This is a genomic window from Pseudovibrio sp. SCP20 (assembly GCF_057774105.1).
Map to the genome: position 1 here is coordinate 1,104,204 of NZ_JBYMDH010000001.1, position 23,646 is coordinate 1,127,849.

Annotated in this window: 18 protein-coding genes; 11 read left to right on the forward strand and 7 right to left on the reverse strand. The window is 54.6% G+C overall.

Annotated elements, in window-relative coordinates; all coding sequences use genetic code 11:
- Window positions 1-5: 5 nt before the first annotated feature.
- The 3 genes from AC3CB2_RS04920 to AC3CB2_RS04930 form a co-directional block, all read right to left on the reverse strand.
- The gene (locus tag AC3CB2_RS04920) at window positions 6-1,247 is read right to left on the reverse strand and encodes an NAD(P)/FAD-dependent oxidoreductase (protein WP_352930471.1); all 1,242 of its coding nucleotides are present in this window, start codon (window positions 1,245-1,247) and stop codon (window positions 6-8) included.
- Window positions 1,244-3,466: a TRAP transporter permease gene (locus AC3CB2_RS04925; protein ID WP_352930469.1), complete on the reverse strand. Its 2,223-nt coding sequence runs from the start codon at window positions 3,464-3,466 to the stop codon at window positions 1,244-1,246. Before AC3CB2_RS04925 ends, AC3CB2_RS04920 begins: the two co-directional genes overlap by 4 nt.
- Window positions 3,467-3,629: 163 nt before the next feature.
- On the reverse strand, window positions 3,630-4,640 hold the full coding sequence (locus AC3CB2_RS04930) for a TAXI family TRAP transporter solute-binding subunit (RefSeq protein WP_008546398.1): 1,011 nt from the start codon (window positions 4,638-4,640) through the stop codon (window positions 3,630-3,632).
- 149 nt (window positions 4,641-4,789) lie between these two features.
- On the opposite strand from AC3CB2_RS04930, the gene AC3CB2_RS04935 reads away from it, so the two are divergent.
- From AC3CB2_RS04935 to AC3CB2_RS04945, 3 genes are all read left to right on the forward strand, one after another.
- The gene (locus AC3CB2_RS04935; RefSeq protein ID WP_352930467.1) at window positions 4,790-5,713 is read left to right on the forward strand and encodes a LysR family transcriptional regulator; all 924 of its coding nucleotides are present in this window, start codon (window positions 4,790-4,792) and stop codon (window positions 5,711-5,713) included.
- Window positions 5,714-5,805: 92 nt separating this feature from the next.
- On the forward strand, window positions 5,806-6,417 hold the full coding sequence (locus tag AC3CB2_RS04940; RefSeq protein WP_352930465.1) for a cytochrome c oxidase subunit 3: 612 nt from the start codon (window positions 5,806-5,808) through the stop codon (window positions 6,415-6,417).
- Window positions 6,418-6,419: 2 nt separating this feature from the next.
- The gene (locus tag AC3CB2_RS04945) at window positions 6,420-6,725 is read left to right on the forward strand and encodes a hypothetical protein (protein WP_352930463.1); all 306 of its coding nucleotides are present in this window, start codon (window positions 6,420-6,422) and stop codon (window positions 6,723-6,725) included.
- A gap of 175 nt (window positions 6,726-6,900) precedes the next feature.
- Here the strand turns inward: AC3CB2_RS04945 and AC3CB2_RS04950 are convergent, their stop codons facing one another.
- Together AC3CB2_RS04950 and gcvA are read right to left on the reverse strand one after the other, a co-directional pair.
- Entirely contained in the window at window positions 6,901-9,399 is a 2,499-nt protein-coding gene (locus AC3CB2_RS04950) for a CoA transferase (protein ID WP_352930461.1), read from the reverse strand.
- Window positions 9,400-9,711: 312 nt separating this feature from the next.
- Window positions 9,712-10,605: a transcriptional regulator GcvA gene (gcvA, locus tag AC3CB2_RS04955; protein WP_352930459.1), complete on the reverse strand. Its 894-nt coding sequence runs from the start codon at window positions 10,603-10,605 to the stop codon at window positions 9,712-9,714.
- A 164-nt stretch (window positions 10,606-10,769) separates the two neighbouring features.
- Between gcvA and AC3CB2_RS04960 the strand changes: the two genes are divergently transcribed.
- Together AC3CB2_RS04960 and AC3CB2_RS04965 are read left to right on the forward strand one after the other, a co-directional pair.
- A complete protein-coding gene (locus AC3CB2_RS04960; protein ID WP_352930457.1) occupies window positions 10,770-12,392 on the forward strand; it encodes a BCCT family transporter in 1,623 nt (540 codons plus the stop codon).
- A 73-nt stretch (window positions 12,393-12,465) separates the two neighbouring features.
- Window positions 12,466-13,662, forward strand: a complete 1,197-nt coding sequence (locus tag AC3CB2_RS04965) for an iron-containing alcohol dehydrogenase (RefSeq protein ID WP_352930455.1) — start codon at window positions 12,466-12,468, stop codon at window positions 13,660-13,662.
- An 86-nt stretch (window positions 13,663-13,748) separates the two neighbouring features.
- Here AC3CB2_RS04965 and AC3CB2_RS04970 read toward each other — a convergent pair whose 3' ends face one another.
- Window positions 13,749-15,680 (reverse strand): DUF5054 domain-containing protein, encoded by a 1,932-nt coding sequence (locus tag AC3CB2_RS04970; RefSeq protein WP_352930453.1) that lies wholly within the window; start codon window positions 15,678-15,680, stop codon window positions 13,749-13,751.
- A 14-nt stretch (window positions 15,681-15,694) separates the two neighbouring features.
- Window positions 15,695-16,753 (reverse strand): LacI family DNA-binding transcriptional regulator, encoded by a 1,059-nt coding sequence (locus AC3CB2_RS04975; protein ID WP_008546259.1) that lies wholly within the window; start codon window positions 16,751-16,753, stop codon window positions 15,695-15,697.
- A gap of 271 nt (window positions 16,754-17,024) precedes the next feature.
- Here AC3CB2_RS04975 and AC3CB2_RS04980 point away from each other — a divergent pair, with 271 nt between their 5' ends.
- The 6 genes from AC3CB2_RS04980 (at window position 17,025) to AC3CB2_RS05005 (ending at window position 23,638) form a co-directional block, all read left to right on the forward strand.
- Window positions 17,025-18,383, forward strand: coding sequence for an extracellular solute-binding protein (locus AC3CB2_RS04980; protein ID WP_352930451.1), 1,359 nt, complete (start codon window positions 17,025-17,027; stop codon window positions 18,381-18,383).
- A gap of 115 nt (window positions 18,384-18,498) precedes the next feature.
- Window positions 18,499-19,407 (forward strand): carbohydrate ABC transporter permease, encoded by a 909-nt coding sequence (locus AC3CB2_RS04985; RefSeq protein WP_008546241.1) that lies wholly within the window; start codon window positions 18,499-18,501, stop codon window positions 19,405-19,407.
- Window positions 19,407-20,237 carry a carbohydrate ABC transporter permease gene (locus AC3CB2_RS04990; protein WP_352930449.1) on the forward strand — a complete coding sequence of 277 codons (831 nt, stop codon included), beginning with the start codon at window positions 19,407-19,409 and terminating at the stop codon, window positions 20,235-20,237. The genes AC3CB2_RS04985 and AC3CB2_RS04990 overlap by 1 nt, the downstream gene beginning before the upstream one ends.
- Window positions 20,238-20,251: 14 nt before the next feature.
- On the forward strand, window positions 20,252-21,352 hold the full coding sequence (locus tag AC3CB2_RS04995; RefSeq protein ID WP_352930447.1) for an ABC transporter ATP-binding protein: 1,101 nt from the start codon (window positions 20,252-20,254) through the stop codon (window positions 21,350-21,352).
- Window positions 21,315-22,769: a CehA/McbA family metallohydrolase gene (locus AC3CB2_RS05000; protein WP_352930445.1), complete on the forward strand. Its 1,455-nt coding sequence runs from the start codon at window positions 21,315-21,317 to the stop codon at window positions 22,767-22,769. Before AC3CB2_RS04995 ends, AC3CB2_RS05000 begins: the two co-directional genes overlap by 38 nt.
- 11 nt (window positions 22,770-22,780) lie before the next feature.
- Window positions 22,781-23,638, forward strand: a complete 858-nt coding sequence (locus AC3CB2_RS05005) for a sugar phosphate isomerase/epimerase family protein (RefSeq protein WP_352930443.1) — start codon at window positions 22,781-22,783, stop codon at window positions 23,636-23,638.
- Window positions 23,639-23,646 lie beyond the last annotated feature (8 nt).

Sequence of the window (23,646 nt, forward strand, 5' to 3'; positions counted from 1 at the left end):
TTCCTTCAGTAGCGCGTCACGCGATAAGGTGACATGTCGATGTTTGGAGTAAGTCCGGCAATCAGGTCCGCAACCAGACCTCCGGTTTTAGGGGCCATCATCAGGCCGTAATGGCTGTGCCCGAAGGCGCCAATGAGGTTCTGAAAACCATCAATCTGTCCGATGCACGGCAAACTGTCTGGCAGGCTGGGCCGCTGACCGGACCATGTGCTGATCTGTGTTGTGTTCAGATCAGGCAGCAGCTTGCTCGCCAGGGTAACCAAGGCATCCAATCGCTTTTGGTTGATCGGCGCATCCAGTCCGGCAAACTCAGCCGTTCCCGCAACTCGGATGGCCTCTTCCATGGATGAGGCGACGAATTTCATGTCCATGTCCATCACGGAATGGCTCAGAAAAACGCCGGGATTATCGAATGAAACGTGATACCCGCGTTCTGCTTCCATGGGAATCTTAATCCCGAGGGGCTTCAAAAGCTCCGCAGACCAAACCCCCATGGAAAGCACAAGCTTGGGCGTGGATTGCTCGCCTTGCTCAGTCACATAGGTCCAGCTGCCGTCCTCTTGCGGACTGATTTTAAGCACCTTGGCCTGCTCAATGGTTCCACCCATCGATAGAAGCTTTTCTGCTAGCACTTCGCCAATCTTGCCGGGAGAAATAGCCCGTGCTTGCCCCTTGATCAAAACCGCAGCTTCGAAGTCGTGAGTGAGGGCTGGCTCCAGCTCACGCAGATCAGAAGCGCCAATCTGCTCAATCTCCGCCCCAACCGCCTTGCGCATGGCAAAATCAGGCGACGACAGGTTGACCTGAGAAGCATCGCGGAACGCATGCACATACCAACTGTCCTGTAGCAGATGCTCATGGCCAGTGCCCGCCAGATGATGCCGGTAAAGCTCAACGCAGTCATGATTGAGCGCATACATGGCATCGCTGATGGGCTGAATGCGATCCTGTCGACCCTCATAAAGAAACCTCAGACCCCAGGCCGCCACACGGGGCAGATAGCTGGGCTTGATGCTCACCGGCCCTTGTGGGTCCAGCAACCAGCCAGGCACCTTCTTCCAGATACCCGGCATGGATTGAGGCACCACGGACCACGGTGAGATTATGCCCGCATTTCCCGCAGAGGTGGCCTGACCGGGAGCATCCCGGTCAACCATATGCACGCGAAAGCCTTTTTCAGCCAGCGACAGTGCAGAGCAGATGCCGACAAGGCCGGCACCCAGAACAGTTACATTAGGTGCTGTCATTGCGTGGCTTCCTGCAAAGTGCGTTGGCTGGCAAACTGTTGGATCAACACCGGCGCGATCACCAGAAGGGAGGCCATGTCGGAGCCCAGGCTCGGCGCTACCAGCATCAGACCACCAATTGCCATCAGGACACGCCAGATGCCATTGAGCGGAGCAATGAAGTAACCCGAAACCGCAGTGGCAATGGCAAACACACCCAGCGCGCAGGTCAGTGTCACTTGCAGGAATGACATCAACGTGAAGTACTCCGGCAGTACGATGAGCATGGTCGGTGCATAAACAAACACCATCGGCACCATCAGCTTGCCCAATCCCAGCGTGAACGCATTCACACCGGTCCGGAACGGATTAGCGCCCGCAATCCCAGCCGCCGCGTAGGCCGAGGCGCACACTGGTGGTGTGATCTCCGAGATAACGCCGTAATAGAGCACGAACATATGCGTGGCGAGGGCAGGTACGCCGAGCTGCGCTAGCGCAGGTTGCGCCACCGCCACCAGCATGATGTAAAGCGCTGTCGTTGGCAGTCCGGCACCCATCAGGATGCAGGCAATGGCAATCAGCACCAGCGACAGGAACTGCTGAATGGAAGACTGCTCGAACACCTCAAGAGAGGTCCAGTCCAGCAGCGGCGCCAGAGAAGCGGCCATGTCAGCAGCCCCGTTGGTGACCATGAAGCCCAGACGGAACCCAACGCCGGTGGTGTTGATCACACCAACCACAATCCCAACCGCGGCAGAGGCCGCGCCAACGGCCAGAGCGTACTGAACACCCACGTGACAGCTGTCGAACAGGTCCTTGAAGCTCTGACGCTCATTGCGATGCAGACATCCCAGCAGGGTCAGAGCACCCAAAACGCCAGCCATGGTCGGGGAGAACCCTTCGCCGGAGTAAGGCGAAGCCTTCCAGAAGATAAACCCAAGCAGCATCAACGGCACAGCCAAGGACAGCGGTTTATCGATTGCGCAAAAGCCCACCACGATACACAGCGAGATGCCGATGAATGCTGCCATGTTGGGCGAGTAGCCTGAGAACAGCACCACCAGAAGCCCGATCAGCGGCAGAACCGTGAACCAACCCTCACGCCAGACCTGAATAAACTGCGGAATCTGATCCTTAGGATAGGCTTCCAGCCCAAGGCGTTTTGCAGTGAAGTGCACGATGGAAATGACGCCGATATAGTGCATCAGGGCAGGGACAATCGCAGCAATCACGATTGTTGTGTAAGGAACCTCCAGATACTCCGCCATCAGGAAGCTCGCAGCGCCCATGATCGGAGGCGTAATCTGCCCACCCGCACTGGCCGCTGCTTCCACACCACCCGCAAAATGGCCCGGATAACCCAGCTTCTTCATGTTCGGGATGGTGAGAGAGCCAGTTGAAACCGTATTGGCGATGGAAGAGCCGGAAATCGTGCCAAAGAAGGCAGAGGAAACAACGGAAACCTTCGCCGGACCGCCGGTGTAACGGCCGGCAAGGATCATGGCATTGTCGACAAAGAACTGCCCAAGCCCCATGCGCTGCGCCACAACACCAAACAGAACGAAGTGGAAGACAACAGTGGAGACGACCCAGAGCGTCACCCCAAAGATGCCTTCAAATGGGAAGTACATGTTGTTGACGAACTGGCGCCAATCCACACCCGGGTGTTTCAGGATCTGGATCGGAATGTAAGGCCCGAGCAGTGCGTAGCCAATAAACACCAGAATGATCAGCGGCAACACGATGCCGATAGTCCGCCGCGCGATCTCCAGAACCGACAGGATTATGATCGTCCCGAAGAAGATGTCTGGCCCGGCAGGATTGCCCTGTCGCAAAGCCTGCTCGGACACATTGAAGCCAAACAAGTCAAACCCGCGCCAGCTGAACCACAGATAGAGCGATCCCATCATGGCGAAAACCATGATCACCCAATCAAACAGCGGCACATTGCCAAAGCTCAGAAACTTGCCAGGCATATTGGCATAGGCCCTATCTGATTTGAGAAACGGAAAGGCGAGGAAGATAAAGAAATAGAGCCCGGCAAGGTGAATGCCCATGTGAACGTAGTCAACCGGCGTGCCGAACCCAGCAGTCCAGAAGTGATAGAGCGCATACGCAATGGTCGCCCAATAAACCACTTTGGTCAGGAAAGGTCCGTTGTCACGGGTGTGCAGAGCCGAGTCGTACTTTTTCTCCAGCTCTTCCAGAGCCTTGTTATCAAGGTGCGATTGCAGGGGCATGAAACCCTCCGGGATATGGGGATGTGTCATGCGGTGGCACATGGCAGGCAGCGCTCAACTGCTCAAAAGCAAAAGGCGCGCATCAAAGCCATAGGAAGACCCACCGGTGGCAACAAACAACAGCGGAAGAAAGCTCCCGCTGCTGCTCAGAGTATTGCTGCTGTTAGTCGAGCAGACCAACTTCCTTGTAGAAGCGCTCAGCGCCCGGATGCAGCGGCACACCAATGCCATCAATGCCGTCCAGAGCGGTCTTCATGGTGATCACTTTGCCCTTTGGATGGCCGTTATCCAGCAGCTTGCGAGCTGTTTTGGACCACAGCGCCTTGGTGATCTCGTAGACCAGCTCTTCATCAATATTGGCATTGGTCACAAACATGCCGCTCACCGCCACCGTGTTGGTGTCATGCGTCACGCCCGGATAGGTGCCAGCCGGAATAGTGGACGGAATGTAGTAGGGAACAGTCTTGTTGGCCTGCGCGACCTCTTCATCGGTAAAGGAATAAAGGTCCATGCCCTTGGTGTTGTCCAATTGGATCATCGCTGCAACCGGAGTACCCGCTGCATAAAAATATGCATCCAGCTGACCATCAGCCGTTCGTTCTGCACTTTGTGCATTGTTCAGCTCGGCTTCATCAATATTGTCACGGTTGACGCCGTGGTCTGCAAGGATCAGCTCAACAGCAATCTGAGTGCCGGACCCAGCCTGCGCAATACCAACGCGTTTGCCCTTCAGGTCCGCAAGGCTCGCCAGTTCACCGCCTTTAGGCAGCACAAGATGCAGATCCTCAGGATAAAGGTTTGCAATCACGCGCAGGTCTGGCTTGGCATTGCCCTCATATTTGCCGCTGCCGTGATAAGCAAAGTGCAGGGTCGCAGCACCCGTCAGACCAGCTTCCATCTGACCCGCTTGAATTGCATTCACATTGTGCGCTGATGCGTTGGTGGACTGAGCAATCGCCACCAGATTTGGCACACCGCAGTTACCGCCTTGATCACACGGACGAGAACCCGGTGGGTTGGAAATGGCGTTGGCAATGATGCCGCCAATCGGGAAGTAGGTGCCGCCAGCACCGCCCGTGCCGATGCGGAAAAACTTGATGTCCTGCGCAACCGCAGCCCCACTCATCATTGTGCAGGCCAGTGCTACGCCCGCGAACTTACTGAAAAATCCCATGATATCCCCCCTCTAACAAATGTAGATGTTCCCAAATAAAGATGATCCGTATTTCTGATTATTTGTGTCATGGTGGGATAGCCTTATGCATAAAAGCAAATTCGAAATATTATGGTTATGATAGATTTTGTTTATATATTGAGGGGCGCATGAATCTGCAGCAATTGGCGGTTTTCCGCGAGATTATGAAAACGGGTTCCGTCAGCCATGCCGCGCGCAACCTACACCGCACCCAGCCCGCGGTGAGTGCCTCGCTCAAAGCACTGGAAGATGATCTGGATATGCCGCTGTTCATCCGCGAAGGCCGGCGACTGATTCCTGTGCCCGAAGCTCACTATCTTCTCTCAGAAGCCTCCGGCATTCTCGACCGCCTTAAAACCGTCGAACAGAACCTCGGCAACATGCGAGATCAGATGCAGGGTTCTCTGGGCATCGTCGCCATGCCGGGCCCATCCTCTTATCTGCTGCCAGAGTTCATCAGCCAGTTCACTGCAGACAAGCCGCAGGTAAAAGTCACACTCGCGACCCGCAGCTCACCGCAGATTCTCAACCTCATCGCCGCCCAAAGCTTTCAAGTCGGCTTCTGCGATGCCGCTGTCGGCTCAGAGCAGGAAAAGCTGTTCCACAACACCACAATCCCGTGTACCTGTGTCTGCGCTGTTCCCAAATCATCTCCTCTGGCAGAGAAAAAAGTCATTCAGGCCAAGGATCTGGACGGCATGCCTATGGGTGTGCTGCAGCCAAGCCATTCCACTTATGAAGCCACAAAGGTAGCGTTTCAGGCGCAGGGCGCACGCCTCAACATCCGCATCGACACCCAATACTTCCTACCCCTCTTTCATTTCGTCGAGGCAGGACAGATCTGCTCCATCGTCGATGTGCTTAGCGCCGTCAGTTACCAGCGCAGCCGGGGAGATGCCTCAAAAATCGTCTTCCTGCCGTTTGAGCCCGCAGTCCCGTTCGGATATTCCATCGTGGTGCCGCACCAGCGCCCGCTCTCACGCCTTGCCAGCTCCTTTGTCAGTTCCTGGCAAAGCTGGGTAGAAGAGACCATTGCCCAGCCCATCAAATAGCCGAGACATCACACTGTTAGCGCTCGGACAAGGAAGACAGCTGCAAATCATTCTAAGCTGCAGAAAACTGGAATTTCCGCTGGAAGGGTGTAATGGACGAGATCTGCCAGAACGAAGAAGAGAGCACGGAGCGGGTCTACCGCCAGCCAGTCTCTCCATGGGCACTAGAAAACCTGCCGGGCGATCCCATGATGTGGATCCTGATTGTCAGCGAAATCCTCGTGTTCGGCGGCGCGCTCTGGGCATTTGCGGGCAATGAACTGCTCAATGTCGAGATCTACCGCGAGGCTCGCACCCACCTGAATGTGCCACTGGCAACCCTCAACACCATCATCCTGCTCACCTCCGGCCTGTTTGCAGCCATTGCGGTTCGCTTTGGCAAGGTCAAAGAGGTGGCAAAGGCACGCCTGTCTCTGCTGGCTGCAGGGGCTTTAGGCGTCGTGTTCATGGCGCTCAAGATCTATGAGTATAAAGAAAAGCTCGCCCTCGGCCTCAATGTTGAGACCAACACTTTCTACACGCTCTACTATCTGGTCACAGGGTTCCACTTGGCCCATGTCATCTTCGGCCTGATCATCCTTGGCATAATTGCCTTGTGGCCCACGGAAGACAATCTGGAATCGGGCACGGCCTTCTGGCACATGGTGGATCTGATCTGGGTGATCATCTTCCCAATCTTCTATCTCATGGGGCAGGGAGTGTAATCATGCAGAATGAGAAAACCACATCCCGCAGTGTTCCCATGAACGATCTCTTCAAAGCATGGGTCGTGCTGGTCGCTCTCACAGTGCTGGGATATGTCCTGAGCCTGATCAACAACGAGCTGCTGGTTTATGTCGGCCCGCTCATCATCGCCACGCTGATCCTGTTCAAGGCCCGCATCATCCTCACCCAATATCTGGGCCTGACCAGATGCCCCGCATGGCTTTCCATGCTCTCCAGCATGATCGTCGCCATAACAGTCATCTGTGCCGGATTGCTCACCTTTGTTTCAGCTGGCCTGATGCAATAGAGCGTATCTCCGAAAAGTGGGAACCGGTTTTCGGAGATACGCATAAATAGGAGCTCATAGGCATATAAAAAAGAAAACCCTCACGGCCTGAGCGGGCAGCGAGGGTTTCTTTCAAAGCCTCTCTCCAAACCGTGGGTTCTGGTTCTAGGAAAGAGAGAGGCCTCGGGGGTAATCGTTAGCTCGGCAGGAACTCCTTGCCCCAGCCGGTGCCCGCAATGCGGCGCTCGATCATGTCGCTCACCTGCTCATCACTGTAACCAACGCTGGTCAGCACTTCGCGGGTGGAGTTGCCGTAAGCCTCTGTGCTTGGCAATGCCTTGATCGCTGCTTCTTCCGGACGGATGGAGTAGTGATCAATCAGCGTCACACGGTGTCCGCTTGGATGGTCCTCATAAGTGGAGAACGCATAGCTGCCGCGATCAATACCAACAGTGCCATCGGCAGTGCGTGTGTAAGAACCACGCAAGTGTTCGATGCCAAGTGGTTGGGCCGCAGCAATATCCGCAGCTCTCAATTTCTCACACCAGCTCTCTGCGGTGTCCTGCGCAAAGGCAACGCGAAGGAACTCAGCGGTGTCATTGGCTTCATCAACACCAGCAAGACCTTCCACACCTGCCAACTTGGCAAGCTCATGCTCTTCAGCATCCATGAACAGCCAGCCATCAGAGGCTTTGTAGAAGTGAGAAAGCGCGTGGTTGCCAAGTGCATCACGGCCAGAGGCTTCGTCAAATGCAGCGCGACCTTCATAATCAAACGCAAACTTCACCTGCGCCAAATTGGTTACGGCAGACAGAGACGTACGGGCACGAGAGGTCTCGCCAGTCTTGTGCTTGTGGTAAAGCGCCAGCGCCATACCCAGACCAGCTGCAAAGCCACAGTTCACGTCCAGCGTACCAAGGTGTGCGTGCTCTTCTGGTGTATCCGGACCACCGAAACGGCTCATGATACCGCTGTTCGCCTGAATGATGTCATCATAACCAATGTAATTGGTCTTTGGACCCGGCTTAGGGCCACCCAGACAGTCAAGGCGGCAGAACAGAACGCCCGGATTGATCGCCTGCAGGCTGTCATGATCCAGCCCAAGCGGCTTCATCTGACGGTCCGGCGCGTTGATCACCACAAGGTCTACGGATTTCACGAGACGCTCAAACGCTTCACGGCCTTCGCCGGTGGTGATGTCCACCAGAGCGCTCTTCTTGCCGATGTTAGTCTGGAAGGTGAAGAGCGTACCGATCAGCGGATCATAAAGCGGTGTCACTGGATCCAGCTTCACCACCTCAGCACCAAAACGGCCAAGGAATGCGGTGGAATGCGGGCCTGCAATCACGTTGGTCAGGTCCAGAATGCGCAGGTCTTTCAACCAGCCAGCTTTATCGGCAGACTGAGCGGAAGGGGCTGGCAGATTATCATTGTTGCCAACAGCTTTCAGCGCAGCAAGTGCCTCATCATAGCTCACGTTCTCACGGGCTTTTGGGGTGAGGAGATAATCAGCAATCTCTTCAAACCAAACGATTGGACCCGGCTGCTTCATCACACCGTATTCCGGATCGTTCACTTCCACGATCAGACCGGAGGTGTTGGTGTGCTCGCTGTTCACCCATTCCTGTGTGGTGCGGTGTGGTGCACCCGGAATCTGGCCTTCACCAAAGATCACGCCCCATTCTTCAGAAGTTTTGGTCAGGAACACCTTCTTCATTTTGGCTGAAATGATATCCGCCCACTTCTTCGGCAGCGGATAAACGCCAATGGAGGTTTCACCGTCCCACTCTTTGATTGGCAGGTGCAGATCGTTCACCTCAGGCAGACCTTCTGCCAGCAGCTCCTCATAGATGCCAAGCGCCTGCAGACAGCGGCGGGCATGGTTTCTGTGAGACGGGCAAACCGCATAGAAGTAACGGCCATCCGCACACTCATAGGTGCGGTAGAACGGATCAAGATATTCCTGCAGATCCTCGTAGGACAGGTCCATCTCGATGTCATTGTCGCGGCGATGGGAAATTTCGTGCTCGCGCATGGTCATATAGCGCTCTGGCATGCCTTCAATCACAACAGAGTTGTAAGAAAGGCCTTCCATCAGAGCAGCTGCAATCGGCACCTCAATGGTGTCACCACGGCCAGTCTTTTCGCGGGCAAGCAGTGCCATAACCACAGAGCTCGCGGCCATAGTGGTGGCGTAGGAAGAACCGAGCGGGAGCGGGGAGAAGCTAGGGTTCAGCCCCATCAGTACACGGTTGAAGCCCATATCGGTAAATGCACCGGATGTGGCCGCAACAATCGCTTCAGTTGCTTTCCATTCACGGCGCAGCTCGTCATTGCTGGCAAAACCCGGCACAGAAAGGGTCACCAGTTCAGGGCGCTCAGCACGCAGCGCAGCGAAATCAACGCCGAGTGCTTTCATTTTGCCTGGGCGGAAGCTTTCCACCACCACATCAGCGTTGGCGATCAGCTCAAAAGCCTGCTGCAAACCATCCTCAGACTTCAGGTCCAGCCGGATGCATTTCTTATTGCGGTTCAAAATCGCATTAGCTGGATGATCCCATTGTGGCCCCTGAGGCGGATCAACGTGAATAACGGTTGCGCCCATATCCGCAAGGATCATGGCAACAGCCGGACCTGCAATTTGCTGACCGAAGTCGACAACTCTGACACCTTCAAGGGGAAGTCTTTTTTCCATGCAACATCATCCTCAGAAACCGTCCATCAACGGATCTCAGTTTATTCCAGACATAATTCGTCTTTTATTTCAGATTGTTATGAGTGAAATGGTTCGCAGCTGCGGGTCATTTCATTGAAAAAACAATAGGCAGGCACATACGTAGAAACCAGCAATTTAAATTTCGGTGCAGACATAAAATTATTTGTAGCTCGACTAATTCTGAACTGACTGCACGGGTCTTGGAAGGGCTGGTGGAAGATGAATTTCCTTCCACCATTCCCGAAAATTGATCTTTGGATTGAAATAGGCCGCTACCGGCAAAAAGGCTGTTTAGTCTTCATGTATCTCGTTCAAAATCCAGTTTCTGAAGGCCACCGCATGGGGGTGCTCAAGACTGTTGTTGGAGTAAACAAGGTAAAACGCTTCTTCTGTCGGAACCCTTTGTTCCAATGGCGCAACCAGCTGCCCGGACTTGAGTGCATTTTCCACAAGGCTGGTTCTCCCCAGCGCAACGCCTTCTCCCAGAGCGGCCATTTCCAATGCAGTTACAAGGGTATCAAACTGATAGCTCTGGCCCAACTCCAGATCGCTATGCTTGGTCTGCTTCAGCCAGTAGCCCCAACCTTCCTGATAACCGATCACATGCAAAATCGTGTGGTCTGGCAGATCCTTAGGTGAGGTGAGTGGCCCGTTCTCTTCCAGGTAACACGGGCTGCAGACAGGAAACAGTTCATCTCGTGTCAACCGATCACACTGCAGGGACGGCCACTTGCCCCGGCCATACCGCACCTCCATATCGCAATCGCCGGAGCTTTCCTTGTTGTCCAGCCAGATGTTGGAGGTGATGCGCAGGTTGATCTTCGGATGCAAACGGCGGAACTCCTTCATACGCGGCGCAAGCCAGCGCATGAAGAACACCATATTGATCTTCACTGTCAGCAGATTGTTTTGCCCCTGACCGAAGATTTCTTCGGTCGCCGCCTTCAAGCGCTCAACGGACTCATGAACCGCAGGAAGATAGGCAGCCCCGGCGTCTGTCAACTCCAACCCACGTGGCAGACGCTTAAACAATACACACCCCAGCTGACACTCCAGTCCCTTGATCTGGTGACTGATCGCAGCCTGCGTAAGGTTGAGCTCGGTTGAGGCATGCGTGAAGCTCAAATGTCGCGCGGACGCTTCAAATGCCCTGAGCCAATTGAGCGGGGGTAAATTCTTCTTCATTTGGTTCTCCCATTCGTATGGGTAGAATTCCATATTATACGTAAAACTATTCATAAATATTTTTATATCATTGGGTCTTTTTTTGTTGATTGATAACAATTTAACCCTCCGGCAAAAATTCAAGCTTCAATCAGGACAGCAAAAATAAAGCTTGAGGGGGACAAATGTATAATAACAGCAATACTGGAAGAAGGACGGGGGAGGGCCTGTTTACAGGTGTTAATCCTGTTATGGCCGTCGGGTCTACTGTACTCGTTGTTGCGTTTGTTTTGTTTACTGTAATGGTTCCTGAGACCGCTAGCTCGATTTACAATTCAGCTAAAGGTTTCATCGCGGATAATCTATCTTGGTACTACATCGGCCTGGTCAGCTTTTTCCTGTTCCTAGCCTTTGCAATGACCATGAGCCGCTATGGCAACATCCGCTTGGGGAAGGATGACGAGAAGCCGGAATACAGCTTCTTTTCTTGGTTTTCGATGCTTTTTGGAGCAGGCATCGGCATCGGTATCCTGTTCTGGAGTATCGCAGAACCAATTTACCACTTCCAAAGTAATCCGTTCATTGCAGAAGGGCAGGAAAGTTCCGTAGAGGCAGCCCAGATCGCAATGCGTATTAGTATTTTCCACTGGGGACTGCATGGTTGGGCACTGTTTGCACTCTCTGGTCTGGGTCTCGCTTATTTCCACTATCGCAAGGGCCTGCCGCTGTCCGTTCGTTCAGGGCTCTACCCGATTTTTGGTGATAAGATTTATGGCCCAATCGGTCATGCTGCTGACTTGCTTGCAGTTTTCGGCACCGTCTTCGGTATTGCTACATCTCTTGGTTTGGGAGCCCAGCAGATGAATACCGGCCTGAACTACCTGTTCGGTATTGAAGTCAGCACCACCAGCAAAATCGTCATCATCGCAATCATCTCCGTTCTGGCAACCATGTCCGTTCTGAGTGGCGTAAACAAGGGCATTAAGCTGCTGAGTGAGTTCAACATGCACCTGACCATGGTCATGCTTGTGTTCTTCCTCATCTTTGGCCCAACCGTTTACATTCTTGGCTCTTTCGCAACCAACCTGGGTGACTACCTGACCAATGCCATCCCACTTGGCTTCTGGGTGGAAACTGATCCAAACAACAGCTGGCAGGGTGGCTGGACCATCTTCTACTGGGGCTGGTGGATTGCGTGGGCACCATTCGTAGGCATCTTCATTGCTCGCATCTCCAGAGGCCGCACCGTAAAAGAGTTCCTGCTTGGCGTTCTTCTGGCACCAACACTGCTCTCCGCATTCTGGATCACCACCTTCGGCAACACCGCAATGTTCCTGGAACTGTTCGGCGCTGGCGGTGTAACGGAAGCAGTGAACAAGGACATCACGTCAGCTCTCTACACCACCATCGAGCTGATGAACCTGGGCACCACGCTCACCATCCTTGGTGCAGCCATGTGTACCGTCCTGCTGGTGACCTACTTCGTCACCTCTGCAGACTCCGCAACACTCGTCATCTGTACCCTTCTGTCCATGGGTGATGAGAACCCTGCAAACCGCTACCGCATCTTCTGGGGCCTTTCCATTGGCGCAGTTTCCGCGGTGCTGTTGTTCGCAGGTGGCCTGCGAGCCTTGCAGACAGCCTCAATCGTTGCAGCACTTCCGTATTCCTTCGTGTTGATCCTCACCACGTGGGGCCTGCTGAAGTCTCTGCACCTTGAGGTCTCTGAAATCATCTCCACCGTCGATGATGAAGAGCATTCCTACTCCGCAGACGGCGCAGCCTCCGCTGCAACTCCGGCTGAGTAAGAAGCTCGCCCCCTAAGTCATCTGGGATGTTCCCGGCATCCCAGATGACAACCACAACTAAAGGTTCATTCTAATGACATCTCAGATCATTCTGCCGCGCATCATGCAAGTTGGTGCGGGAGCCAGCCTCCAATTGCCTGCAGTTCTGGCAAAAATCGGCTGCAAAAAGCCTCTCATCGTCACAGACCCAATGATGGTTCAGCTGGGATACTCCGAATCTATTCAGGACAGCCTCAAGGCTGAGGGCATCGAAAGTGATGTTTTTGCTGATACCCTGCCTGAACCAACAGTTGCCTCCATCCTTCCGGGTGTGGAAAAGGCAACTGCTGACAGCTATGACTGCATCGTGGCTCTCGGCGGTGGCAGCCCGATCGACAGCGCAAAGGCAATTTCGATTCTGGCAAAGTTCGGCGGCGAAATGCGGGACTATCGTTTCCCAAGAGACGTCACAGAGCAGGGCCTGCCAGTCATCGCAGTGCCAACCACAGCCGGCACCGGCACCGAAGTCACCCGCTTCACCATCATCACTGATGAAGAGCGCGGCGAGAAGATGCTGTGCGTTGGCATCGGCTTCATGCCTGTCGCGGCGCTGGTGGACTACAAACTCACCATGAGCCTGCCACCACGCATCACCGCAGACACCGGCATCGATGCCATGACCCACGCACTGGAAGCCTACGTCAGCAAGAAGGCAAATCCGTACAGCGACAGTCAGGCTCTGGCAGCGCTCAAGCTGATCGGCCCGAACCTGCGTGAGGTCTACCACAACGGCACAAACGAAAAGGCCCGTGAAGAAATGATGCTCGGCTCAACGCTAGCCGGTGTCGCATTCTCCGCCGCTTCTGTTGCGCTCGTTCATGGCATGAGCCGCCCGATTGGCGCGTTCTTCCATGTGCCGCATGGCCTGTCCAACGCCATGCTGCTGCCGGATGTCACAGCCTTCTCAATTCCAGCGGCACCTGAGCGTTACGCCCAAGCGGCTCGCGCGCTTGGTTTCGCTTCTGAGCAAGATGATGATGCCATGGCAAACCGCAAGCTCCTGATCGAGCTGCGCGCACTCAATGATGAGCTCTCCGTACCGACACCGGAAGAGTTTGGCATTGAACGTCAGGTCTTCATGGATCGCTGCGAGACTATGGCTGAACAGGCGCTGGCCTCTGGGTCTCCGGGCAACAACCCGATCACCCCAACCATCGCGGAAATGGTCGAAATCTATCAGGGCCTGTGGGATGCCCGTGGCTCTGACAGCGAGTCAGTCACAGCTGAATAAGCTGAAATTCCCGCTCTCCCGAGAGGCCAGCTCGCGACCAATGCCGTGAGCTGGCTTTTTTGTTGGATAAACAGGCTAGGAGTGGGCTAGTCGCCCAGCTCCAGTACAAAGCGAGCGCAGAAATCACCTTCCCACCACATCGGGAAGTTGGTGCCCCACTTGTTGTTGTAGATGTTAAACCGCAGGCCCTCACCATAAGCCGATGCCTGATGCTGGAATGGCATAAACGGCAACTCAGCAGGCGCCACAAGCGGTGTATCCAGCGGTGCAATGCGGATCTCCTGATCAGCGATAGCCCTCGCACCAAAGATCGCCTGCAACTGACCACCACTCATGTCCGGCACGTCATGAGCATCCACCCAGAAGCCGGTTTTGTTGAACTGCCAGGTCTTGGCACCATCTGGTGCAAACCGCAGGAAACCCGCCTCCGGCATCCGGTTTGCAATCTTGCCGTAAAGCCGAAGCGTTATCTCAAGCTTGTCGCTTTCCCCGTTCAGAACCAGCTGAATGTTATGGATCGCACCGGGAATGTCAGAGGCCATCACATAGGACAGAATGGCCCGATCATCCGCAATCGCCAGCCCTTCAAACATCGGGCGATGGCTCTTGGAAACAGCTGTCGCTGCCTTATTCAGCCCCGGCTTGATGTGATCCAGAATAGCCCACTCTTCCTCATGGGTGAGGTAAGCATCCATATGCGCTTTCACATCCGCCGCATCATAGGTCTCATGAGCAAACGAGATCAGATTGTCATCCAACCCAAACAGCTCTTTGCCATCTGGCGATTTGAGGTGTTTGATCGCGCCGCTGTCCCGGTCAATCTTGATGGACCAACCGCCAAACTCAGCTTCGCTGTCGATCTCAAACGGCCCCACATGGGGAAGCGGACAGCAGATTTCAGAAAGCGCTGCCTTGGCAACAGCCTGATCATCCCCGTCAAGGGCGGCAACCGCATCATCACAATAAGCGCGCTGCTCCTGCCAGGAGGCTTCTGCGTACTGGAAGCGAGGATCGTTCTCACGCGCCGCTTCAAAGTCATCCCGGTTCCACGCCTGCTCATCGCGCAAGTATGTTTTGATATCCACTCCGCACGTATGCTCAGCCACCATGGAAAGCTTGCGGCCAAAGGAAAGGCGGGACGGCGTGATTTTATCTTCAGCGAAACGATCATAAACCCGCTGCAAAGCACGATATCGCGCGGACTTTACTGGATCCGTAGCAGAGCCATGGATCCAGCTGTCGCCAATCTCCTGCGTCACAATCGGGAAGCTCTCGCGATGTGGCCACAGCACCTCAGCAAACTCATCCAGTGTTGCTGCCTTGATCCGATAATCCGGATACTGCCGCTCCATGGCGCGGTAGACGTTTACGGTCTGGCCGGTGTTCTGCGGGCCAATATTGTCTTCCGTATGCGCAAAGCTCAGGCCATCCGCCACACCCGGAATGAACTGCGTCGCACCATAGGAGTTCTGATAGAGCACCAGAATCTCTTCACCTGTTGGCGCCTGCCAGCGGAACACCTCCGGCAGCTTCGGCGTTGGAGAGGCGGTGTTCACACCAAGATGCAGGAACTTGATGCCCGCTTTCGCCATCAACGGCACGATACCCAAAGTGTGACCTGGAACATCCGTCATCTTGGCTGCAATAGTCTGCACCCCAAACCGCTCATCCAGCTCTTTGGAATAAGATAGACCCGCCTCAAACAGAGCCGGAGACATCAGTTCAGAATGCGTGGTGAATGGCAGGCCATGCCAGCGGATCAGGCCCTTTTCAATGGCAGCTTCCAGACGTTTGACGTCGTCTGCGCCAGCCTCATTCAGATAGTCCCAGATCAACCATGCACCCGTGGTCCAGCGAAACTTGGGATCCTGCGGATTTTCAAAGTAGAAATGCTCTGCCGTATCAAGCGCCTGCGGCAGGAAGTACTTGTGATAGCGTTGGCGAACCTTTTCTGCATGATCAGTGAAACCGATATCCAGATGGGTTTTGAAAATCAGGTGAATAGTATTTGGGGACATATTTCTTTGCTTATTTATGAGCCCACAGTACCGCGCACAATCAGGCGGGTCTGCAGTGTCTCGATCATGGCAGGGGCATTGGGGTCTTTCAGGCGCCGCAAAATCAGGCGCACAAGCGCACGCACACGGTCTTCCAGATCAATCTTCACGGTGGTGAGGTTGTAGCTCAGCCAACCGGACTGAGCGATGTCATCGAAGCCGACCACTTTCACATCTTCCGGTACCCGCAGGCCCAGCTTGAAGCGAAGTGCATCAATCACCCCGAAGGCGCCAACGTCGTTGGCTGAAAAGATGCCGTCAACACCTTCACCAACCTGAAACAGATCAAGCGTGGAGGCGAGGGCGCTCTCATAGGTATAATCGCCTTGCAGCACCAGCGGTTCCGGCAAGCCGCGCTCGTTCATCACGCATTTGAAGGCGCGCTCACGCTCTGTGTTTGCAAGGGAAGTTGTTGTGCCGCCCAGATAGGCAAATCGTTTGCAGCCATAAGCCTGCATCAAAGCAACCGCCTGATCGATCCCGTTTTTCTGATCCACGATCAATCGGTCAAACACAGACGTGGACTTCGGCTGGTTCGGCAGGCTGCCATCTTCAGAATAGCTCACATAAATCGGCACCGCACGGCCAAGGGAATGGGCGAGGGTGTCCGGTGTCACGTTCTCCGCAAAGGCGATGATGCTGTCCAGATTGAAGCCCTTCATATAGGTCAGCAACCGCTCATCCATGCTCTGATCAGTACGGGTTTTGAAGAGCAGTGTCGCAAATCCTTCCGCCTGCAGGGCGGTGGTCAGCGCATCAATCTCCTGCGATTCCCAGGGGCTGCACACATCCGGCACAATCACGCCCACCAGATGCGAGCGCCGTGTCACCAATGCGCGGGCCGCCATGTCCGGCGTGTAGCCCACATCCTTCGCGATTTTGAGAATCAGTTCGCGCTTTTCCTTTTTCAAAGAGGCATGCGGGTTGAAGGCGCGTGAAACAGCGACTCGCGAAACACCGGCAAGCTTGGCAACTGTATCTGCCGTAGCGCGTTCCGGGCGTTTTACCTCTTGGATGCTTGATTGATCAGACACTCAAAATTACTCGATAAGTGAAAACGTGTTCACTATTAATGCCGTATCTAACCCTAGGATGTCAATCGAACAATCTTTATGCACGACGAAAATATGACAGTTTTGTGCCGTTTATATAATATATCTGCTCTCAGCCATTTTCAGAATCCTCTTGATTTTTTCAATAGTATTGACGGATAGTGAAAACGTGTTCATTCTAATTTCACTGATCGATTTCTCATGATTAGTGACAAGGCACACCAACACAGGATGCCCTGGGGGGATTTTTTAGATGAGTAAATTGCGTAGTTATGCATTGGGTCTTGCAGCTGCCACAGCGCTTGCTGGGCCAGCGATGGCAACCGACGTAACCATCACTTGCCGTTGTGTGGAAGGCGGCGTGAACAGTGCAGCCGCTGTCTGGCTGAAAACAAGCGTCATTCCTGGCTTCGAAAAGATGATGAAAGCCACCGGCAAGGACGTAACAGTGAACTTCAAGGAGTTCGCAGGCAAAGATGAGCAGCTGACCCAGCAGCTCGCATTGGACTTCTCAACCGGGGCAGGTGCAGACGTTTCCTCGTTTGACGGCTTCCTCATTCCAAACTTTGTGGACGCAGGTCTTCTGAAGCCATTGGAAGATGTTGCAGGCGCAGAAGTGAACAACTGGGAAGGGTGGTCCCACATTTCTGAGGGCTCCAAGGAGCTGATGTCTTACGGCGGCAAAGCCTACGGCATTGCACTGGGCACCGACAGCCGCATGATCTTCGTGCGCAAAGACATCTTCGCACAGGCCGGTCTTGATGCAGACACATGGCAGCCAACGTCATGGGAAGACGTTCTGGATGCTGCGCGTACCATCAAAAAAGCGATGCCAAAGTCCGCACCACTTCAGCTGAACGCTGGTGTGTCCATGGGCGAAGCAACCACCATGCAGGGCTACTGGATGGCGATCCTCGGCACCGGCGAAGGCATGCTGGACGACAATGGCAAGTGGATCGTGTCCTCACAAGGCATTCTGGATACGCTGAACCTGTACAAGACCATCTACATTGACGAAAAGCTTGGCGACAAACGCGCTCAGCTGCTCGGTGATGGCCGCAACCGCACCTTTGCGAACTTCCGTGATGGCAAAACAGCCATGTTGGTGGAAGGCGACTGGTTCTATCGCTCAGTTACCAAGCCGGGCGCAGAGTTTGAAGTCAAAGACCGTGACGTCAACATGACATGGAAGAAGATGCCAGCTCAGGAACCGGGCAAGGGCTTCCGCGGTCAGGACTTCGTGACCATGTCTGGCGGTACTGGTTTTGTGATCAATCCAAACACCAAAGCTCCAAAAGAGTCTTGGGCACTTCTGTCCTACATGAACTCCAAAGAGCAGTTGGATGCCTTCCAGGCGATCAACCCACGCGTTCGTATTCGTGACGATGTCTGGATTCCAAACTCTGACTTCCTGACAGAGACCTCACAGACACTTCTGCCTCTGACCACAGCGCGTCCAAACAACGCTCACTACAACAAAGTCTCTGTTGCAGTTCAGCGTATGACCGAAGCGGTTGTTTCCGGTGAACAGACACCTGAAGAAGCAATGGCACAGTACAAGTCTGACGTGACCGCCATCGTTGGCGAAGAAAACACAGTCAGCAAGCTGTAATCAGCCGAAAAAAGGACAACAGAGCATCCATCGCTCTGTTGTATCCGGGAGGGCGCGCTCCTGCGCCCTCTGATCTTCCAATAAGAAGAATGTTTCCCTCCCGGGAAGGTGTAATTTGAAGAACTTCTCATTGTTGTCTGCGCGCGCGGGAGCGCTGTTTTTCTCCCCTGCAGCAGCCCTTGTCGGAGCGTTTGTGATTGTCCCGTTTTTCTGGGTCATCTTTGTCTCCTTCACCAACAGAACTCTGCTCGGAAAAACGGCTCTCAATCCTGAATTTGTCGGGTTTGATAACTACATAGCCCTGTTCAACATGAGCACGTTCTTCACTCGTGGTCAGTTTGGCTTCTCCCTCATCCTGACCATCCAGTTCGTGCTGCTCTCCGCTCTTGTCGGTCAGGCGCTGCTCGGCATGGTGCTCGCATGGCTGCTCCAGTCCACGCCTAAATATGTGAAGGTCTTCTCAGAATCCGCCGTAATCGTTGCCTGGATCCTGCCGGAAGTGGTCATCGGCTTTGCGTGGTTCGCCTTCCTTGATTACGACAACGGCACGCTCAATATGCTGGTCACGTCGCTAGGGTTGGAACCCGGAGACTGGCTGCTGGAAAATCCGTTCTGGGTGATCGTCTTCTTCAACACCTGGCGCGGTGCAGCGTTCTCCATGATGCTGTTCAACTCCGCGTTCTCCTCCATTCCGCCAAGCTATTTCCAGGCCGCAGATGTTGCAGGCGCAACCTCCTTCCAGAAGTTCAAGGACATCGCGCTGCCGCTGATCAAAGGCCATGTGGTTACCGATCTGATCCTGATCACCATGTGGACCTTCAACGTGTTCACACCGTTCCTGCTCACCAACGGTGGCCCGTCCTACCGTACAGAGTTGCTGTCCATCTACACTTACCGCGTGGCCTTTAAAGACTTCGAGTTCGGTAAAGGTGCAGCCGTGGGCGTGGTGATCATGCTGATCAATCTGGCCTTTGCGCTTGTTTATCTGCGCATTGCTAAGCAGAAGAACAAAGGAACAGCATAATGACACTCTCATTCCATCAAATGCTGTCCCGCATCAGCTTCTCTGTTCTCACCGCCATCATCGGCATCGCCTTCGCTTTGCCTCTGCTGTGGTTCCTGTTTGCACCATTCAATGCGCGTGCAGAGCTTGGTCTTGAGATCCCGGCGGCCTTCACGCTGCAGAACTTCTATACGGTGTTTGAAAACAAATTCGCCATGCGCGGACTGCTCAACTCCTTCATTCAGAGTGTGGGCGGCGTGGTTCTTGTCGGCATCTCCGCAACGCTGGCTGCATATGCGCTGTCACGTTCTGACGTGCCGGGTAAGAAGAGCATCACCTACATCCTCCTGTTGTTCTCCTCCGTGGTGTCCGGCAGTGCGGCCATGGTGCCGATCTTCCTGATCATCTCCAGCCTCGGCCTGATTGACACCCACATCGCCGTTATTCTGGTGTTTGCAGGTGGCCTTCTGCCAACCGCCATGTTCATCCTGCGCGATTTCATCGATGGTATCCCGAAATCCTACGAGGAAAGCGCCATGGTCGCCGGAGCCTCCTCCATGCAGGCCTTCCGCGATGTGGCATTGCCAGTCATCCGTCCGGGCATCGTGGTTGTGGTGGTCTGGGCCTTCGTGAACATCTGGGGCAGCTTCCTGATCCCGTTCATCCTGCTGCGCTCTGATGAGCTGATGCCAGCCTCTGTCGCGATCTACTCCTTCTACTCAGAAGCAGGCACCCCAATCGTGACGCTGCTTGCAGCTTATGCGCTGATCTACTCGTTCCCGGTCATCTCTCTCTATCTGTTCGTAAACTGGAAGTTCGGTTTCCGGTTCTTTGGCGGCATCAAGGCATAATCGAAAGAACAAAAATGGCTTCTATTTCATTCCAAAACGTCACCAAATCTTTCGGCGACTTCAATGCTGTCTCCAACGCGTCATTTGAGATCAACGACGGCGAGTTCATCTGCCTGCTCGGCCCATCCGGTTGCGGTAAAACCACCAGCCTGCGCATGATCGCCGGTCTGGAAACCCCAACCTCAGGCCGCATTTATATCGGCGACAGAGACGTCACAGCCCTGCATCCCCGTGATCGTAAGATCTCCATGGTGTTTCAGGACTATGCCCTCTATCCGCACATGAACATCTCCGACAACATCTCGTACCCACTCAAAGTGCGCGGTGAAAACGAGGCAACGCGTGGCGAACGCGCACAGGAAGTGGCAGATGTGCTGAAAATCGGCCACCTGCTGGATCGCCTGCCAGCCCAGATCTCCGGTGGTCAGCAGCAGCGTACCTCTCTGGCACGCGCACTGGTCAACCCTAGCCAGGTCTACCTGTTTGACGAGCCGCTCTCCAACCTGGACGCCAAACTGCGTCTGGAAGCTCGTGGCTTCCTGCATCACCTGCAGCACAGCATGGGCATGACCTCCGTCTACGTGACCCACGATCAGGCCGAAGCCATGGCGCTGGCAACCCGTGTGGCCGTGATGGATCAGGGTCGTATCGTGCAGTTTGCCACCCCGATGGAGATTTACCGCAAACCAGCAACCACCTTCGTGGCAAACTTCGTCGGCAACCCGCCCATGAACCTGCTGCCAGTAGAAGCAATGGTTGCTGACAATGTGCTCAAAGTCCGCGCAGACGGTCTGGAAGTTGCTGACATTCCAATGCAGCGCTCCTTCGCAGAAGCCGTCGCAGTCAATCCGAAAATCACCATGGGCGTGCGTCCGGAGCACCTGCGTGCAACGGCAGAAGCGGAAAACGTGGTGCGCGGCAAGCTGTTTGCCAACGAGAACATGGGCGCTGAAAAGCTCGTCACCATCGAGCGTCCTGATGCAGCTCGCTTCACCGCACGCATCTTCACAGATGACGACATCATTCTGACCGAAGACGTCGCGCTTGGCTTCTCAAGCAAGCACATCACCCTGTTTGATGCAGACGGAAACAGACTGGCGCTTGATGATGAGTGAAACGCTGGACCACCTCAAGCTCCACAAGCACATCACGAAGGCGGATCAGGCAGCTGATCCGTACTTCTATCTGGATTTTGAGGTGCCCGAAGGCGCGACACGCTTTGACGTGTCACTGGAATATCCCAAGGCTGAAGATTGCATCATTGATCTTGGATGCCTTGACCCTGACATCACGCCGTTTCCGGCAAGCTTGGGGTTTCGTGGCTGGAGCGGGGGCGCCCGCGACAGCTTCTTTATTGCGCTGGATGATGCCACGCCGGGCTATGTGCATGGCAAGATAGAGCCGGGCACCTGGCAAATCATCCTAGGCCTCTACAAACTGCCGGAAACCGGCGCGGATGTAGACCTCACCATTTCCTTTGATCAGACACCCAGAAAGATTGCGCCACAACCCGTCACGCCAAATCCGGTGCGGCAAGGGGCAGGGTGGTACAAGGGAGATCTGCACTGTCATACCTTCCATTCCGATGCACGCGGCGGACCTGAGCTGCTCCATGCAGCTGCTAAACAGGCGGGATTGGATTTTCTGGCAGTTGCAGATCACAACACCACGACCCAGCGCAGATACTTCCATCCGCACTCCTCTGAGGATCTGGTGTTCGTACGCGGCATGGAAGTCACCACAGCCGTTGGCCATGCCAATGTGTTCGGCATAGATGACTGGCTCGACTTCCGCATGACGCAGCCAGACCACGCCCATATCGTCGCCAAAGCGGCCCACGATCGCGGTGGTCTGTTCTCCATCAATCATGACAAGCCGCCCATCGACTGGACCTATGAGCTGCCGGAAACCGATTGCATGGAAGTCTGGCAATCTGCATGGCTCATGTACAACTGGGTGTCTCTGGCTCGCTACCAAAAACGCCTGAGCGACGGCCACCGCATCTCGCTGATTGGTGGCAGCGACTTCCACCAGCCAGACAGACTGCTGCCAGAAGGCCCGCTGGTGCTGGCTCGCCCGACAACAGTGCTCTGGCTGGAAGAACTCAGCGAGAAAGCTGTGCTGAATGCCATGAAAACTGGCCTCGGCTACGTGACAGAAGGCCCGGATGGCCCGCACCTGTCTCTCACCTCCGGCATGGCCCGCATGGGCGAGGAGGTCCCGGTAGACACGGCAAACTTCTCCGTTCATGTGGAAGGCGCCAATGGCGATCTGCTGCGTTGGGTGGATGCGAGCGGATGCCGTCAGGAAGTACTCATTTCCGGCGATACAGCGCAGCTCTCTTTCAATGAACCGGTAACAGGGTTCCTGCGCGCCGAGATCATCGCCAGAGCGAGCCATCAGGGTTTACTTGAAGAGTTTCTGGGCGCCTTCAAAGGCAAGAAACTTCCTCTGGGATTGTCTGAGGAAGAGATACGGGAACAGCCCATCATCCGGGCTCTTTCCAATCCAATATACATAAAAACGGAATAGGACAGCACGGCATGTTGATTGGGAATGCACCGTGTTCATGGGGAATTTGCTACCCGACTGGCAACGCATACACGCCGGATGAATATTTAGATCAGGTCGCAAGCGCGGGTTACCGAGGGACCGAACTCGGGCCATTGGGATACCTGCCAAAGGAAGCAGACCAGCTGAAGACCATGCTGGCAAAGCGCAACCTGACCCTGATCGGTGCCACCCACGTGCACACGTTCTCTCTAATTGAGACCAGTGACAAGTTCCATGCGGATATGCAAGCGCAGGGCGAGCTTCTGGCATCACTGGGTGCCAAGCATCTTGTGGTGATGGACGAAAGCAACGTCTACTCATCTGGCCAACTGGGCATGATCACATCTGACGCGCGTCAGCAGATGTATGCAGACCTCACTAAATCCCACGCCATGTTGGCTGAAGACTTCGGCATCGCACTGAGCTTCCACCCACACATCGGCACATGCGTTGAGCTGGAAGCACAGATCGACGACCTGCTCAAAAACACGCCGCTGAACCTGTGCCTCGACACCGGCCATCATGCGTTCTGGGATCAGGATCCTCTGGCCTACATGCAACGTGTCTGGGATCGCATCGACTACATGCATCTGAAGAACGTAGACCCAAATGTATGTGCCCGCGTTCTTTCCGGCGAAATCAGCGTTCAGGAGTCTCTGGCCGCTGGCGTCATGTGCCCGCTTGCAGAAGGGGTCGTTGAAATAGCGGCAGTTATGGATTTCCTACGGGCAAGGGATTTTCAGGGGCCAGTTGTTGTGGAGCAAGACGTTGCAGAGGATGCAACGGAAACACCGCTGGAACTGGCCCGCCGCAATTACTCCTATATCGCTGCAATGAGCCAAGCCTAAGGAAAACA

Excerpts from the sequence above, each read along its gene's own strand:
- AC3CB2_RS04920 (WP_352930471.1), bottom strand. The coding sequence starts at position 1,247 with ATGACAGCACCTAATGTAACTGTTCTGGGTGCCGGCCTTGTCGGCATC.
- AC3CB2_RS04925 (WP_352930469.1), bottom strand. The coding sequence starts at position 3,466 with ATGCCCCTGCAATCGCACCTTGATAACAAGGCTCTGGAAGAGCTGGAG.
- AC3CB2_RS04930 (WP_008546398.1), bottom strand. The coding sequence starts at position 4,640 with ATGGGATTTTTCAGTAAGTTCGCGGGCGTAGCACTGGCCTGCACAATG.
- AC3CB2_RS04935 (WP_352930467.1), top strand. The coding sequence starts at position 4,790 with ATGAATCTGCAGCAATTGGCGGTTTTCCGCGAGATTATGAAAACGGGT.
- AC3CB2_RS04940 (WP_352930465.1), top strand. The coding sequence starts at position 5,806 with ATGGACGAGATCTGCCAGAACGAAGAAGAGAGCACGGAGCGGGTCTAC.
- AC3CB2_RS04945 (WP_352930463.1), top strand. The coding sequence starts at position 6,420 with ATGCAGAATGAGAAAACCACATCCCGCAGTGTTCCCATGAACGATCTC.
- AC3CB2_RS04950 (WP_352930461.1), bottom strand. The coding sequence starts at position 9,399 with ATGGAAAAAAGACTTCCCCTTGAAGGTGTCAGAGTTGTCGACTTCGGT.
- gcvA (WP_352930459.1), bottom strand. The coding sequence starts at position 10,605 with ATGAAGAAGAATTTACCCCCGCTCAATTGGCTCAGGGCATTTGAAGCG.
- AC3CB2_RS04960 (WP_352930457.1), top strand. The coding sequence starts at position 10,770 with ATGTATAATAACAGCAATACTGGAAGAAGGACGGGGGAGGGCCTGTTT.
- AC3CB2_RS04965 (WP_352930455.1), top strand. The coding sequence starts at position 12,466 with ATGACATCTCAGATCATTCTGCCGCGCATCATGCAAGTTGGTGCGGGA.
- AC3CB2_RS04970 (WP_352930453.1), bottom strand. The coding sequence starts at position 15,680 with ATGTCCCCAAATACTATTCACCTGATTTTCAAAACCCATCTGGATATC.
- AC3CB2_RS04980 (WP_352930451.1), top strand. The coding sequence starts at position 17,025 with ATGAGTAAATTGCGTAGTTATGCATTGGGTCTTGCAGCTGCCACAGCG.
- AC3CB2_RS04990 (WP_352930449.1), top strand. The coding sequence starts at position 19,407 with ATGACACTCTCATTCCATCAAATGCTGTCCCGCATCAGCTTCTCTGTT.
- AC3CB2_RS04995 (WP_352930447.1), top strand. The coding sequence starts at position 20,252 with ATGGCTTCTATTTCATTCCAAAACGTCACCAAATCTTTCGGCGACTTC.
- AC3CB2_RS05000 (WP_352930445.1), top strand. The coding sequence starts at position 21,315 with ATGCAGACGGAAACAGACTGGCGCTTGATGATGAGTGAAACGCTGGAC.
- AC3CB2_RS05005 (WP_352930443.1), top strand. The coding sequence starts at position 22,781 with ATGTTGATTGGGAATGCACCGTGTTCATGGGGAATTTGCTACCCGACT.